This window comes from Bradyrhizobium sp. SEMIA, from assembly GCF_014844175.1.
GTDB classification, from domain to species: domain Bacteria; phylum Pseudomonadota; class Alphaproteobacteria; order Rhizobiales; family Xanthobacteraceae; genus Bradyrhizobium; species Bradyrhizobium arachidis.
In genome coordinates, this window is record NZ_CP046601.1 from 7,576,663 (window position 1) to 7,591,493 (window position 14,831).

General features: G+C 63.1%; 15 protein-coding genes. 8 read left to right on the top strand and 7 right to left on the bottom strand.

Features of this window, described 5'->3' with window-relative positions:
* Positions 1–77: 77 nt before the first annotated feature.
* The 5 genes from FOM02_RS36450 to FOM02_RS36470 all read left to right on the top strand — a co-directional run bounded on the left by FOM02_RS36450 (position 78) and on the right by FOM02_RS36470 (position 5,019).
* Positions 78–1,259 carry an acyl-CoA dehydrogenase family protein gene (locus FOM02_RS36450; RefSeq protein WP_028146198.1) on the top strand — a complete coding sequence of 394 codons (1,182 nt, stop codon included), beginning with the start codon at positions 78–80 and terminating at the stop codon, positions 1,257–1,259.
* 63 nt (positions 1,260–1,322) lie between these two features.
* Positions 1,323–2,081, top strand: coding sequence for an SDR family oxidoreductase (locus FOM02_RS36455; protein WP_027564444.1), 759 nt, complete (start codon positions 1,323–1,325; stop codon positions 2,079–2,081).
* Between the two features lie 18 nt (positions 2,082–2,099).
* Complete coding sequence (locus FOM02_RS36460) at positions 2,100–2,894, top strand: enoyl-CoA hydratase-related protein (protein WP_027564445.1); 795 nt, start codon at positions 2,100–2,102, stop codon at positions 2,892–2,894.
* A 9-nt stretch (positions 2,895–2,903) separates the two neighbouring features.
* The gene (locus FOM02_RS36465) at positions 2,904–3,833 is read left to right on the top strand and encodes a 3-keto-5-aminohexanoate cleavage protein (protein ID WP_027564446.1); all 930 of its coding nucleotides are present in this window, start codon (positions 2,904–2,906) and stop codon (positions 3,831–3,833) included.
* Between the two features lie 40 nt (positions 3,834–3,873).
* Positions 3,874–5,019 (top strand): acyl-CoA dehydrogenase family protein, encoded by a 1,146-nt coding sequence (locus FOM02_RS36470; RefSeq protein WP_027564447.1) that lies wholly within the window; start codon positions 3,874–3,876, stop codon positions 5,017–5,019.
* Positions 5,020–5,028: 9 nt separating this feature from the next.
* Here FOM02_RS36470 and FOM02_RS36475 read toward each other — a convergent pair whose 3' ends face one another.
* Genes FOM02_RS36475 through FOM02_RS36485 form a run of 3 tightly spaced genes read right to left on the bottom strand, consistent with a single transcriptional unit; the run spans position 5,029 to position 7,539 of the window.
* Positions 5,029–6,216, bottom strand: coding sequence for an acyl-CoA dehydrogenase family protein (locus FOM02_RS36475; protein ID WP_051377680.1), 1,188 nt, complete (start codon positions 6,214–6,216; stop codon positions 5,029–5,031).
* Positions 6,209–7,090 (bottom strand): HpcH/HpaI aldolase/citrate lyase family protein, encoded by an 882-nt coding sequence (locus FOM02_RS36480; RefSeq protein WP_027564449.1) that lies wholly within the window; start codon positions 7,088–7,090, stop codon positions 6,209–6,211. The genes FOM02_RS36475 and FOM02_RS36480 overlap by 8 nt, the downstream gene beginning before the upstream one ends.
* Entirely contained in the window at positions 7,087–7,539 is a 453-nt protein-coding gene (locus FOM02_RS36485; RefSeq protein WP_027564450.1) for a MaoC family dehydratase, read from the bottom strand. Before FOM02_RS36485 ends, FOM02_RS36480 begins: the two co-directional genes overlap by 4 nt.
* Positions 7,540–7,665: 126 nt before the next feature.
* Between FOM02_RS36485 and FOM02_RS36490 the strand changes: the two genes are divergently transcribed.
* Positions 7,666–8,679: an NADP-dependent oxidoreductase gene (locus tag FOM02_RS36490; protein WP_027564451.1), complete on the top strand. Its 1,014-nt coding sequence runs from the start codon at positions 7,666–7,668 to the stop codon at positions 8,677–8,679.
* Between the two features lie 112 nt (positions 8,680–8,791).
* On the opposite strand, the gene FOM02_RS36495 is transcribed toward FOM02_RS36490, so the two are convergent.
* Positions 8,792–9,667 (bottom strand): SDR family oxidoreductase, encoded by an 876-nt coding sequence (locus FOM02_RS36495; protein ID WP_027564452.1) that lies wholly within the window; start codon positions 9,665–9,667, stop codon positions 8,792–8,794.
* 123 nt (positions 9,668–9,790) lie between these two features.
* Between FOM02_RS36495 and FOM02_RS36500 the strand changes: the two genes are divergently transcribed.
* Complete coding sequence (locus FOM02_RS36500) at positions 9,791–10,594, top strand: enoyl-CoA hydratase/isomerase family protein (protein ID WP_027564453.1); 804 nt, start codon at positions 9,791–9,793, stop codon at positions 10,592–10,594.
* A gap of 1 nt (position 10,595) precedes the next feature.
* On the opposite strand, the gene FOM02_RS36505 is transcribed toward FOM02_RS36500, so the two are convergent.
* From FOM02_RS36505 to FOM02_RS36515, 3 genes are all read right to left on the bottom strand, one after another.
* Positions 10,596–12,221 carry an AMP-binding protein gene (locus FOM02_RS36505; RefSeq protein ID WP_027564454.1) on the bottom strand — a complete coding sequence of 542 codons (1,626 nt, stop codon included), beginning with the start codon at positions 12,219–12,221 and terminating at the stop codon, positions 10,596–10,598.
* A gap of 114 nt (positions 12,222–12,335) precedes the next feature.
* A complete protein-coding gene (locus tag FOM02_RS36510; RefSeq protein ID WP_027564455.1) occupies positions 12,336–13,136 on the bottom strand; it encodes an enoyl-CoA hydratase/isomerase family protein in 801 nt (266 codons plus the stop codon).
* Between the two features lie 43 nt (positions 13,137–13,179).
* A complete protein-coding gene (locus FOM02_RS36515; protein ID WP_027564456.1) occupies positions 13,180–14,061 on the bottom strand; it encodes an SDR family oxidoreductase in 882 nt (293 codons plus the stop codon).
* Positions 14,062–14,286: 225 nt separating this feature from the next.
* Here FOM02_RS36515 and FOM02_RS36520 point away from each other — a divergent pair, with 225 nt between their 5' ends.
* Entirely contained in the window at positions 14,287–14,811 is a 525-nt protein-coding gene (locus FOM02_RS36520; protein WP_063617235.1) for a MarR family winged helix-turn-helix transcriptional regulator, read from the top strand.
* The last annotated feature ends 20 nt before the right edge of the window (positions 14,812–14,831 follow it).

Here is a 14,831-nt window from a genome sequence, read left to right on the forward strand (position 1 = left end):
GCCTGTCTTTTCGAGTTGTACGACACGATCAAATACTGTACACTAGCAAACTAAATCAGACAGGAAGCGCTTTGACAATGATCGAACGCACGATCTTTCGCGAGGAACACGAGATTTTCCGGCAGACGGTCCGCCGCTTTGTCGAGCGCGAAATCGTGCCCTTTCACGCCCAATGGGAAGAGGACGGCATCGTCCCGCGGGATTTGTGGCTGAAGGCCGGCGCGGCCGGCCTGCTCTGCTGCACTGTCCCTGAGGAATATGGTGGCATGGGCCTCGACTACCTCTTCGATGTCGTCGTGTTCGAGGAGCTATGGCGGGCCGGCGCCAGCGGTCCCGGCTTTCTCATCCACACCGACCTGGTCGCGACTTATCTTCTGTCCTTCGGGAGCGAGGCGCAAAAGCGCAAATGGCTGCCGAAGATGGTATCCGGCGAAGCCATCGGCTCTCTGGGTATGACGGAACCTCACGCCGGCAGCGACCTCAAGGCGATCCGCACCCGCGCTGCGCGCGACGGCGACGAGTTCGTCATCAACGGCCAGAAGGTCTTCATCTCAAACGGCCAGCTGTGCGACTTCATCGTGCTCGCGACCAAGACCGACGGCCAGGCCGGCGCCAAGGGCGTGACCCTGTTCATCGTCGAAAGCAATCGGCCCGGCTTCAGGCGCGGCCGCAATCTGGAAAAGCTCGGCATGAGGGCGCAAGATACCTCCGAGCTGTTCTTCGACAATGTCCGCATTCCCGCCACAAACATGCTCGGCGCGGAAGGCCGGGGCTTTGCGCAGATGATGACAAAACTATCGCAGGAGCGTCTGGCGCAAGCCATCCGGTCGGCGACCGTTGCCGAGACCGTGATCGACTGGACGCTGCAATACACCTCGGAAAGAAGCGCCTTCGGGCAGAAGCTCGCCGATTTCCAGAATACGCAATTCAAGCTGGCCGAGCTCAGGACCAAGGCCGCCGTCGCGCGCGTCTTCACCGACAAGTGCATCGCCCTTTTCATGGAAGGAAAGCTCGATCCCGTCGACGCCGCCATGGCCAAGATGTTCACGTCAGAGCTGCACTGCGAGACGGTCGACGAGTGTCTGCAGCTGTTCGGTGGCTGGGGCTATATGTGGGAGTATCCGATCGCGAGGGCCTATGCCGACGCACGCGTCGTCAAGATCGCCGGCGGCTCGATCGAGATCATGAAGACGATCATCGCGCGACAAATGTACTCGCAGCGCGGATACGACATTCAGAAGAACGGGTCCGCCTCATAGGGCCGACGCCTTCGGCCCATCGAAGGCCGCCAAAGAAACGACAAACGACAAGGGAGATCGACGTTGAAGGGCCTATCGGGAAAAGTTGCCGTCGTGACCGGCGGCGGACAGGGCATCGGACGAGGATTAACGCTGCGGCTGGCCGAAGAGGGCTGCAAGATCGCGATCTTCGACATCAACCCGCAAGGCGGCGAAGAGACCGCAAAGCTCGCACCGCAGGCCGTCATCAAGACCTATGCCGTCGATGTGGGCGATGCGGAGTCTGTCAACGCCGCGGTCGCCAAGGTCGAGGCCGAGCTCGGGCCGATCTGGCTCCTGGTCAACAATGCCGGGTGGGACCGGCCGATGCCGTTCCTGAAGACCGATCGTGAGCTGTGGGACAAGATCATCCGCATCAACCTCTATGGGCCGCTCAATACCCACAAGGCGATTGCACCGTTGATGGCCGAGCGCGGCGGCGGCCGGATCGTCAATATCGCATCCGATGCGGCGCGCGTTGGTACCAGCGATGAGGCCGTCTACTCCGCCTGCAAGGGCGGACTCATTTCTTTTACCAAGTCGCTGGCGCGCGAGCTGGCGCGGAAGAACGTCCTGCTCAATGCCGTCTGCCCCGGCCCCACCAACACGCCGATGATGGCCGCGGTGCTGGGCGAAGGCGAGCACGCGGTGAAATGGAAGGATGCCATGCTCAGAGGCATCCCGCTGCGTCGCATGGGCGAGCCCGAGGACTACGGCGGAATCGTCGCGATGCTTGCCTCCGATGACGGCAAATTCATCACCGGGCAAACCATCTCCGTCTCCGGCGGAATGAACATGATCTAACCTGCGCGAGGAAATCCCATGACCGATCCCAAAGAATTCACCGACGTCATCTACGAAATCCGCGATCGCGCCGCGTGGATCATCATCAACCGTCCGAAGGTCTACAACGCATTCCGCGCGCGGACGCTGGACGAGCTCATCCAGGCTTTCCAGCTCGCCGGCAACGACCGCAACGTCGCCAGCATCGTGCTCACCGGCGCCGGCGAGAAGGCGTTCTGCACCGGCGGCGATCAATCGGCCCATGAAGGCCAATACGACGGCCGCGGCGTGGTCGGCCTGCCGATCGACGAGATCCAGGGCCTGATCCGCGACGTACCGAAACCGGTGATCGCCCGGGTAAATGGCTTTGCCATCGGCGGCGGCAACGTGCTCGCAACCCTTTGCGATCTCACCATCGCCGCAGAGCACGCCCAGTTCGGCCAGGTCGGCCCCAAGGTCGGCTCAGTCGATGCAGGCTGGGGAACGGCCTTCCTCGCCCGTCATGTCGGCGACAAGAAAGCGCGTGAGATCTGGTACTTGAATGAGCGCTATACCGCCGAACAGGCGCGCGAGATGGGTCTCGTCAACAAGGTCGTCCCCATGGCGCAGCTCGATGCCGCCGTGAAGGACTGGACCGACAAGCTCGCGCAGCGCTCGCCGACCGCGCTTGCGCTGGCGAAGCGATCCTTCAACGCAGATTCCGACAATATCCGCGGCATCAGCAACTTCGCGCTCCACGCCGTAAAGCTGTTCTACGACACGGCGGAATCGAAGGAAGGCGTCGCGGCCTTCAACGAGAAGCGCGACCCGGACTTCCACAAATTTGCGCGCTAAAGGCCGCTCATGGCGCCCCACAAGGTCATCATCTCCTGCGCGGTCACGGGATCGATCCATACGCCGACGATGTCACCGCATCTGCCGGTGACCGCGGCTGAGATCGCCGAGGCCGCGCTCGGCGCTGCGGCGGCTGGGGCCGCGATCGTGCACCTGCACGCGCGCAATCCGGCCGATGGACGGCCGGATCAGTCGCCGGAGGCGTTCGAGCCGTTCCTGCGCGTGATCAAGCAGAGCTCCAACGTCGTCGTAAACCTGACGACGGGCGGCTCGCCGTACATGACGGTCGAGGAGCGTGTGCGTCCGGCTGCGACCTGGAAGCCGGAGGTCGCGAGCCTCAACATGGGGTCGATGAACTTCGGCCTGTTTCCGATGCTGAAGCGGTACAAGTCGTTCAAATATGAGTGGGAGCCGCAGATGCTGGAGGGCTCTCACGACCTCGTCTTCCGCAACTCGTTCAAGGATATCCGCTACGCCTTGGAGACGCTAAACAGCTCCGGCGCGCGCTACGAGTTCGAATGTTACGACACGAGCCATCTCTACAATCTGCACTATTTCTGGACGGAGGGGCTGGTGAAGGCGCCGCTCTTCATCCAGACGTGCTTCGGACTGCTCGGCGGCATCGGCTCGCATCCGGACGACGTCATGCACATGAAACGAACGGCGGATCGGTTATTCGGCGACAACTACCGCTGGTCGGTCCTTGGCGCCGGGCGCGCGCAGATGCCGGTTGCGGCCGTGGCAGCGGCGATGGGCGGCAACGTTCGCGTCGGGCTCGAGGACAGCCTATGGCTCGGCGCAGGCCGCCTCGCCGAGACCAATGCCGCGCAGGTGACGCAGGTGCGCAAGATCATCGAAGGACTCGGGCTCGAGATCGCTAGTGCCGACGAAGCGCGTGAAATCCTTCAGCTCAAGGGCGGCGACAAGGTCGCCTTCTAAACTCTCAACGCTTCCAACCCTCAAATCGTGGCCGACGGACATGCTGCCCAATCGCCCCGTATTCGACGAAGAGCACACCCTTCTGCGCGAAAGCGTCCGGCGATTCGCCGCCGCGAAGATCGCGCCGCACTTCCAGGATTGGGAGAAGGCCGGGATCATCGATCGCGCATTGTGGCCGGCGGCAGGCCAAGCCGGCCTGCTCTGCCCCCAGGTGCCCGAGCAGTACGGCGGCATCGGCGGCGATTTCCGGCACAATGCCGTTGTCATCGAAGAACTCGCCTATTCGGGCTTTGCGGGTCCGGCGACCGACTTCTCCGTCCACAACGACGTCTGCTGCGGGTATCTCCTGAGCTACGGCACGGAAGAGCAGAAGAAGAAATGGCTGCCGCGCATGGTCTCGGGAGAGATCGTCTGCGCCATCGCCATGACCGAGCCCGGGACCGGCAGCGATCTCCAGGGCATTCGCACGCGTGCCGTGCGCGACGGCGATGAGTATGTCATCTCCGGTCAGAAGACCTTCATTTCGAACGGCCAGATGTGCGATCTCGTCATCGCCGTGACGCGCACCAATCCGGACGTCGGATCGCGCGGCATGAGCCTGATCCTCGTCGAAACCGATCGGCCCGGATTTCGCCACGGTCGCAACCTCGACAAGCTCGGTCATCTCTCTTCCGATACATCGGAGCTTTTCTTCGATCAGGTCCGCGTTCCCGTAACCAATTTGCTCGGTTCGGAGGGTGGCGCGATGGCTGCGCTGATGAGCGAGCTGCCGCAGGAGCGCCTGACGATCGCCCTTCACTCGATCGCATCAGCGCAGAAGGCTTTCGACATCACCAGGGCCTACGTCCTTGAGCGCAAGGCGTTTGGACAGGCGATCGGCTCCTATCAGAACACGCGCTTCAAGCTCGCGGACCTCAAATCCGACCTTCAGGTCGGCTGGGCCTATGTCGATCAGTGCCTCGCCCAGCATGTTCGTGGAGAGTTGACGACCTACGCCGCCTCGACCGCAAAACTGTGGGTCACCGAAATGCACGGGCGACTGGTGGACCAGTGCCTGCAATTCTTCGGCGGCTATGGCTTCATGCGCGAATACGAGATCTGCCGCCTGTTTGCGGACGCACGCGTGCTGCGGATCTATGGCGGCACGTCCGAGATCATGCGGGAGTTGATCTCCCGCAGTCTCTGATGCGCGCGTTCAGTAGCTCTTCGGCAGGTCGAGCACCTTTTCGGCGATGAAGCTCAGCATGAGCTGCTCGGTGATCGGTGCAAGGCGGGTGATCGAGACTTCGCGGAACAGCCGCTCGACGTGATACTCCTTGGCATAACCGAAGCCGCCATGCGTCATGATCGCCTGCCAGGCGGCATCATGCCCCGCACGCGCACCGAGGAATTTGGCGCTGTTGGCCTCGGCGCCACACGGCTTTCCGGCATCGTAGAGCCAGGCGGCGCGCATCGCCATCAGCCAAGCCGACTCGAGGTACATCCATTTCTCGGCCAGCGGGTGCTGGATGCCCTGGTTCTGGCCGATCGGACGGTCGAACACGACCCGCTCTTTGGCATAGCGAGTTGCGCGTCGCAGCGCATCCTGCCCGATTCCGATCGCCTCGACCGCGATCAGGATGCGCTCGGGATTGAGACTGTGCAGGATATAGGAGAAGCCCTTGCCTTCCTCGCCAATGCGATCCGCGTCGGGGATGAAGAGGCCATCGATGAAGATGGCGTTGGAATCGACGGCCCTGCGGCCCATCTTGGGAATACGCCGCACCTCGATCTTGGAACGATCGAGATCGGTATAGAAGATGGTGATGCCATCGGTCGGCCGCTGGCAGTCCTCGAACTTCGTCGTCCGCGTCAGCAGCATGATCTTGTTCGCGATCTGTGCCGTGGACGTCCAGACCTTCTGTCCGTGCACGCGATAACCACCGGGGACCTTCTCGGCGAAGGTCTTGATACGGGTAGTGTTCAGTCCGGCATCCGGCTCGGTGAAGCCGAAGCAGCATTGGTCCTCGCCCGACACCAGGCGCGGCACCCAGCGGCGCTTCTGCTCGTCAGTCCCCTTCACCACGATCGGATGCGGCCCGAACAGGTTGATATGCACGGCCGACGCCGACGTCATCCCGCCGCCATGGCTCGCGACCTCATGCATCATGATGGCGGCCTCGGTGACGCCGAGCCCTGCACCGCCATACTCCTCGGGCATGGTGATGCCGAGCCAGCCGGCGTCCGCCATGGCGCGATGGAACTCGCGGGGAAACTCGCCGTCGTCGTCGCGGGCCAGCCAGTACTCGTCATCGAACCGCGTGACGACCGCGCGCACGCCTTCGCGGATTGCGGCGTGATCTTCCGGAACGTCGAGCTGGTTGGAAAATGACCTGCTATCCATTCGAATGTCCCTCCCCGACCGACGCCAGGGTGCGCCGCGCTGCGACCAGATGCGGAATGTCGTACATCTTCCCGTCGATCCCGACCGTGCCGACATCAGGCGCCGCGGCAAACGCCGCGACGACGCGACGTGCATGCGCGAGATCGGCATCCGAGGGCGTGAAACAGGTATTGATGGTCGCGACTTGAGCCGGGTGGATCGCGACGCGGCCGACGAAACCGTCGCGGCGCGCCAGCCGGCAGCTTTCGGCGAGGCCATCCTGATCCCTGAAGTCCGCATAGAGCGTATCCAGCGCGGCGACGCCGGCTGCACCCGCGGCGAACAGGCATTGCGCGCGCGCCACCTGGTAGGGGAAGGTCCAGTTGCCGTCCGCCTCCTTGTTCGTGAGCGCGCCCAGGGCCGCGCTCAGGTCTTCCGCCCCCCAGGTCATGGCAACCAGCCGCTCGTTCTTGCGCGCGTAGCCGTTGAACCCGATCATGGCGGCCGGTGTTTCGGTCGCAACAACCAACAGCTTGACGTGCCCCGGCGGAATACCGGTCGCGACCTCCAGCACATCGACATAGTGCGAGACGAGGTCGACGTCCTCGATGCCGTTGACCTTCGGGATGAGGAGACCATCGAGACCCGGACGAACCACCGCCGCCAGGTCTTCCAGCGTGAGCCCCGTCCCGAACGGATTGATGCGGACCAGGAACGACCAGTTGCGCGGCCCGCCGCCCAACAGATCCTTCACGGCACCTCGCGCAAAAGCCTTGCGTCCCGGGGCCACGGAGTCCTCGAGGTCGAGGATCAGCGCATCGGCGCCGATGCCGTCCGCCTTGGCGAACTTGCGTTCACTATCGGCAGGCACAAAGAGCAGCGAGCGGAGCTTCATGCGGGCCTCCGCATCATCAACCCGCTCCTGCGGCAGTAAACCACTTCCTCGTCGCGCTGATTGAAGCCGCGATGCTCGAACGTCACGATGCCCTGCGTCGGACGCGACTTGCTTTCCCTGACGGCAACGACTTTGGTTTCGGCTCGCAGCGTGTCACCGGCGAACACCGGCCGCGGAAATTTGGTGTCCTCCATTCCGAGATTGCCGACGGTGGTTCCCAGCGTCGTGTCCTGAACCGATAGTCCGATGATCAGGCCGAGCGTGAAGATCGAATTCATCAAGGGCTTCCCGAACTCGGTGCCCTTGGCGTAGTCGTGATCGATATGGACCGCCGCCGGATTGTAGGTCAGCGACGAGAACAGGATGTTGTCCATGTCCGTCACGGTGCGCCGGATTTCATGAACGAAGGTCTGTCCGACCGAGAACTGCTCGAAATAGAGCCCCGCCATTGCTTGCCTCTTGTCATCTATTTGGAGGGTGAGGCGGCCCGCAGCCGCCGCGATGTCCTTGTCTCCCGACCAAGTTCTACCGTATACTCATATCGTACACAAGCGTACTAATTATGAGGATCGCTCATGTCCGCCCGCGAAAATCGACAGGTTCGGCTGACGGCCCGGCCACGTGGGATACCGCAAGCCGAGCATTTTTCACTCATGACGGAGCCCGTGGCCGGACCCGGCAAAGGCGAGATCCTGGTCGAAAACCGCTATCTCTCGGTCGATCCGGCGCAGCGCGGGTGGGCCAATGATGAGGGGAACTATAGCGCCCCCGTGCCACTCGACACGCCGATGCGCGCGCTGGCCGTGGGGGAAATTATCGAAAGCAATGTGCCGGAGCTTCGCGCAGGCGAGTTCGTCTATGGATGGTTTGGCTGGCAGCGCTATTGCGTCGCCACACCCGACGCCGTTCTGCGGCGCGTCGTTCCGTCCGCCCTCCCGCTCAGCGCCAATCTCAGCGTACTCGGCATGAACGGCCTGACCGCCTATCTTGCCTTTCACGGCCTCGGCGATCCCAAGCCCGGCGAGCACGTCTTGGTGTCGACTGCTGCCGGCAGCGTCGGAAGCTTTGTCGGCCAGCTCGCACGCATTGCCGGATGCCGCGCCGTCGGGCTCACCAGCTCCGCCGACAAGATGGCACAAGCCAAGGCCCGCTACGGCTATCAGGACATGATCAACTACCGCGAGGCTGGCGACCTCGGCGCGGCCATTCGCGCGGCGTGCCCTGATGGCAATGACATCTTCTTCGACAACACCGGCGGCGCAATCGCCGATGCCGCCATCCGGACCATGCGGCTGCGTGGACGCATTATCCAGTGCGGCACGGCCGCGAACGCGTCCTGGACTCCCGTCCCGACCGGCCCGCGCCCCGAACGTGAGATCCTCACGCGCAGGCTGCGCTGGTCAGGCTTCATCATCTTCGATCATCTCGCGGAATTCGACGCCGCCGCGGCGCGCCTTGCCGAGCTCGCGCTTGCCGGCCAGATCGTCCACGATGAGGAGGTCCTCCCGGGACTGGAGCACGCCCCCGGCGCGATCGCACGGCTTTACCGCGGTGAGAACCAGGGCAAGCTGATCATCGCGGTGGACTAAAGCATGATCCGGAAAAGTGCGAAGCGGTTTTCCGGAAAGATCATGCTCAAACAACAACCTAAAGCGCGATGACGATTCACCCCAATCTCATCGCGCTTTCGGCGGCGGGCCGCTACGCGCTGGCCTTCCGCTTCATCACCTCGGGCAGTTTCGCGCGATGGAAGCCTTCGAACGGCAGGCTGCGGCTGTGCGGTTCGAGCTTCCATGTCGTGCGGGCATTCGGCGTGCCGCCATCAACGCGGACGCAGGATCCGGTGATATAGGCGGCCGCCGGCGACAGCAGGTAGGTGATTGCGGCCGATATCTCGGCTTCCGTGCCGAAGCGCTGAAGCGGCACGCCTGCAGTGAAGTCATGCAGCTTCTTCTGCATCTCCGGCGTGTAGGTATCGAACCCGCTGGAGACGATGCCACCGGGGGCGACCGCATTGACGCGGACGCCTGAGGATGACCATTCGCACGCGGCCGTCTCGGTCAAGGTGAGCATGCCGCCGCGGGCGGCCGCGGAGTGGCCGAACTCGGGCCAGCCATGCCAGATATCGGCGATGATGTTCACAATCGACCCGCCATTGGCCTCCATCCAGCGATTATAGACTTCGCGCATGAAGATGAAGCCGCCGGTCAGGTTGTTGCGCACGACAGCCTCGAACCCTTTGGTCGAGATCGTCTTCAAAGGCGCACGAAATTGCCCACCGGCATTGTTGACGAGGCCATCAATACGTCCATAACGCGCGAGCACGGCATCGATCGCGCCAACCACCATGGCCTCATCGCGGATGTCGCAGGCATGGCTCATCGCCTGTCCGCCATCGTCCTCGATCTCGCGCTGGACCTCGACCAACTTTTCCATGGTACGGCCGAGAATTGCGACGTTCGCGCCAAGGGCCGCGAGCTCGTGAGCGGTGCAGCGCCCGATCCCGCTGCCACCACCGGTCACGATGATGGTTTGCCCCTCGAACAGGTCCGGCCTGAACACGGACTGGTATGGCATCTCCTGTCTCCCTTGAAGGTCGTATCGTTGGCCGTTCTCGCTGCGAGGACGGCATTGCACTCCATGATCGTACACTTTATTACTATCTGCCATCAAAGACAATCAACGATGGAGAGCGAGCCCATGACGCAGCCGAGCACCATCACCGTCGAGAGCCGCGGCGCGATCGATATCCTGACGTTGAACCGGCCGGCCCAGCTCAACGCCGTCTCCCCCGACATGATCGCGGAACTGACCGCCTATTTCTCCGGCCTGCACGACCGGCCGACGACGCGCGTCGTGCTATTTCGCGGCAACGGGCCTCAATTCTCCGCCGGCGCCGAGCTCGGATCGGATGCGTTTGCCGCACCCGGCACGGGCCGCCCTCAACGTCAGCTCAAGATGCAGCAGAACTATTCCGGCGTGATCCGCTTGATGCGGTCGTGTCCGCAGCCGATCATCGGGCTCGTCCACGGCGCAGCATGCGGCGCCGGATTCTCCTTCGTGCTCGCCTGCGACGTCCGCTTTGCGACGCCGGACGCGCGGATGAACGCCGCCTATATCCGCATCGGCGTCGGAGGCTGCGACATGGGCTCGGGCTATCTGCTGCCGCGCCTGGTCGGCCTGTCGGTGGCCTCCGAGTTTCTTCTTACTGGCCGCTTCCTCAAGGCTGAACGGGCGAAAGCGATCGGGCTGGTGAGCGACGTCGTTCCTGCCGAAGATCTTCTCACCAAGGGCCTCGCGCTCGCCGAGGATATGTTGCGCGTGTCGCCGATGGGGCTGCGCATGACCAAGCAGGCCCTCAACACGCTGATCGACGCGCCGAGCCTCGATGCGGCGCTGATGATGGAGGACCGGCAGCAGGTCATCCTCCTCGAAACCGATGATCATGCGGAAGCAGTCGCCGCGTTTCGCGAGCGACGGACTCCGACCTACTCCGACCAATAGCCTACTTTGCTTCGGCAAACGCCGCTGCAAGCTCGCGCAGTCTAAATTTCTGGATCTTGCCGCTGGCCGTGCGCGGAAGCTCGGCCACAAGCTCAATACGTTCCGGCCAGAATTGCTTCGCCATCCTCGCTTCGCCGAGATAGGCCTGTACCGCCGTCAGGTCGATCGTGCTGCCGCTGCGAGGCACGATGAATGCACAGCCACGTTCGCCGAGCCGGGCATCCGGAAAACCAACGACCGCGACGGCGGAAACCGCGGGATGCTTGTAGAGCAGGTTTTCGATCTCGACGACCGGCACATTCTCGCCGCCACGGATCAGGATGTCCTTCACGCGTCCGGAGATCCGGATGTATCCGTCCTTGTCCATATAGGCGAGGTCGCCGGAATCGAACCAGCCGTCGCCGTCGAAGGTCGGCAGTTCCGGCCGCTTGTAATAGCCCTTGAACATCTGGGCGCCTCGGACCAGCAATCGACCCGGCTCGCCCGCAGGCACCGGATTGCCTTCGGTGTCGACGATCCTGACTTCCATTCCCTCCAGCGATCGGCCATCCGTGCTCGCCGACTTGTCGGCCGCGCGTGACGGTTCTGTCAGCGTCCCCGACAACACTTCCGTCATGCCCCAGAGCGAGCAGACCTTGAGACCGAGTTCACCGGCCGCACGCTCGATCAGAGCCGACGGAATCGGCGCCCCGCCGCACAGGAAGGAGCGCAGGCTCTTCGGCTGCGGCGAACCACCTTTCACGGCCTCGCAGATGTCGCTCAGGAACGGCGTCGACGCCGCGGTATAGGTGACCCCTTCCCGAGCCATCAGGCCGACGCCACGCTTGGCTTCCCAGATGTCCTGAAGGATCATCGTGCCGCCGAGATAGACCGACAACAGGACGATCGCAGCATAGCCAGTCATGTGGCCGACCGGAGAGGCCACCAGCAGCACGTCGCTGGAATCAAGACCGAACCGGCCCGACAATGCCTTGCAGCATGCAATCAGTGAGTTCGACGTGTGCATGACGCCCTTGGGCTCGCCGGTCGTGCCCGACGTGAACATCAGCACGGCCATGTCGTCCGGGCGCAAGCCGGGCGGGAGCTCGCCCGCGTCGGCTGATAGCAGCATCCTCTCAAAACCAGTCTCGCCCTCGCCGTCGGCAACGATCACGTGCTTCAGATGCGGCAGCTCGGCGCGCATGCCCTGCGCCATCGCCGCGTAGTCGAAGCCGCGATAGCGTTTCGGTACGATGAAAACCTTCGCCTGGCAGAAGTTCAGGATGTAGACCAGCTCGCGCTCGCGCAGGATCGGCATCACCGGATTCATGACCGCGCCGATCTTGCTGCATGCGAACGCTGTGACGACGAACTCCCACCAATTGGGCAATTGCACGGTGACGACATCGCCACGCCCGACGCCGAGCCGCAGCAGCGAACTCGCGGCCCGATTGGCGAGATCATCCAGCTCCCTATAGGTGAAGCGCGGGGCCTGGTCGCGATCGGCGCGGTCGGCGACCATCGCGACCTTGTCGGGAGCTCTCGCAACGGCTTCCGTCAGAAGCTGATCGACGGTTTTGTCCAGCCAGTAGCCGGCTTGCCGAAAGTTCGCATGAGACGTGTCTCGTAGGGCCGCGACCACGATCATTTCTCCCTCTACTGGTGTCCTTTCCGGCTCATTGCCGGACTATTCATTCGTTATGATACGTTACTGTAGCGTACGATTTGGTGCCAATGGTCGAATTGTCGCTTCCGGCGGTATTCATCGTCCGGAAAACACCGGCTTTCGCTTCTCGACGAAGGCCCTGACGCCTTCCTGCGCATCGGCCGTTCGCGACATCGCGGCGAGCGTCTGCGCCTCCTCCTCGAGCTGGCTCTCGAACGACCGATCGGCCGTTTGCGAAAACAGACGCTTGATCGCGCCAAACGCCTCGGTCGGGCCTGCCGCAAATTCCTTTGCGAGCTGCGCAGCCTCGGTCCGCACCGCAGCATCCGGAACGACGAAATCAACCAATCCGAGCGACAGCGCCGTCGCAGCATCGAGCGTCTCGCCGAGCAGGAAAAACCGCCTTGCGCGCGCGACGCCGATGCGCCGCGTAACGGTCGTGGTCGACCCACTGTCCGGGCTGAAGCCAATCCTGGAGAAGGCAGCCGAGATCTTCGCCGATTCCGCCATCACCACGAGGTCCGCGGCCGCCATCAGCGATACGCTGCCGCCCGCGACGTTGCCATGAACTGCTGCGACAACGGGGGACCGCATGCGCACCATCCTTGCGAGCGCGACGTGAAGATCGGCGGTCCAGGCCTTGATCGTTGCAGGCAGCGCGTCGCCCTGCTTCACCAGCGCCATCAGGTCGCCGCCCACACTGAACAATCGCCCACGGGCGGATAGCAGCACGGCCCGCACGTCGGCACGCTCGCTCAGCTCAGCAATCGCCAGGCCGAATTCGCGGCAGAAGTCACCATCGATCGGGTTGCCACGGGCGGGCTGATCCAGAGCGATATGGGCAAGACCACCGTCGATGGTGCATTCAAAGCTCTTGGTCGATATGGCCAGTCCCATCGGCTCTTCCCTTCGATGCATTCAAATCCCGCCCGCCAGAAGCTCAGATCGAGCGCGCCTGTTTCTCCTTCTGGACCGACGCTTGAATGGCTTCGCGCGCACGCTGCCAGTCGGTCGCCGAGAGTTTTGAAAGCCCCGCAAAAGTGCTCGGCGCGGCCAAATGATGCCCGCCATCGATGCTGATCGTGTCCCCCGTGATGTAGCTTGAGCCATCCGACATCAGGAAGATCAGGAGATTGCGCAGCTCATCCATCTTGCCGAAACGGCGCAGCGGCACCTCCTCGGCCTGGGTCGCGCCGACGCCCGTCTCGGCGAGCGGATTGAGCTTGTCCCACGCCCCCTCAGTCGGGAACGGGCCAGGCGCGATGGCATTGACGCGGATCCCCTTGGGTCCCCACTCGACCGCGAGCGACATGGTCATGGCGTGCACGGCGGCCTTCGCCATCGCCGAGGGCACTACATAGGCCGATCCGGTCCACACCCAGGTGACCAGATTGCTGATGATGCTGCCTGGGAGGCCCGCGGCGATCCACCGCTTGCCGCAGGCAAGCGAGGCATAGAACGAGCCATCCATCACCGTGGAGCGGACCGCCTCGTAGCCGCGCGGCGAGAGGCTTTCAGTGGGGGCGAGGAAGTTGGCCGCGGCATTGTTGACGAGCCCGGTGAGCGGCCCCTCCGCCCAGATGCTGGACATCATAGCCTCTATGCTGTCGGGATCACGCACGTTGGCAAGCAGCGCGGAGACCGTTCCCCCTGACCGTTCGGCGATGTCGCGCACGGCCTGATCGAGAACCTCTTTCCTCCGCCCGCAGATGTAGACGTGAGCGCCGTGGGCGGCGAAACCGACTGACATCTCTTTGCCGAGGCCAGTCCCTCCGCCCGTAACCAGGATGCGCTTTCCCTTGAGCACAGCAGCATCGAACATGGGCACTTCCTTCCTGCGATCGGCTTCCCGTCAGGCGGGCGCTTCTACGTCCAAAGGACCGGCACCCTGCAAAAACTAATACACTAGCGTACTTCTTTTGTAAATCCTCGCTCCGCCAAGTAAATCGGGGGATTTCCGCCCGATCCAGCGACCTTTCCTTTAAAATACGCTGGTGTATGGTATTAGTTGAACCTCTGCCTCCGGCTCGCCTCAAGGGAAACATCGATGGTTGAACAGCCCGATTGGGATCTTCGGCTTGGATATCTCATCCATGACGTATCGCGGCTCAGGAGGATGATGTTCGATCGCGCGCTCGCGCCGCTCGGGATCACACGCTCGCAATGGTGGGTCCTGGCGTTCATTTCGCGCAAGGACGGCCTTCCCCAGGTGCAGCTCGCCAACGAGCTCGACGTCGGCAAGGTCGCCGTCGGGGCCTTGATTGACCGGTTGGAGACATCGGGCTTCGTGATACGGCAGGCCGATCCGGTCGACCGGCGGATCAAGCGCGTCTATGTCACCAAGCAGGCCCGCGGGTTCCTCGAAAAGCTCCGGAAGGAAACCGACAAGTTCAATGCAAGGATCGTCAACGGCATCGACCGCAAGCAGCTGGAAGCCGCTTCGGAGGCCCTCCTTGCGATGAAGCACAACCTTCTGGCCATGTCGGATGGCACGGAGACCGAGAGCGGCGAGGACGAGGAGGAAGAGGCGCCGCGGTCCAAAACCCGGAAAAAACGGCGGGCGGCGGCCTGAGGCCAGCCACCCGCCCGAGG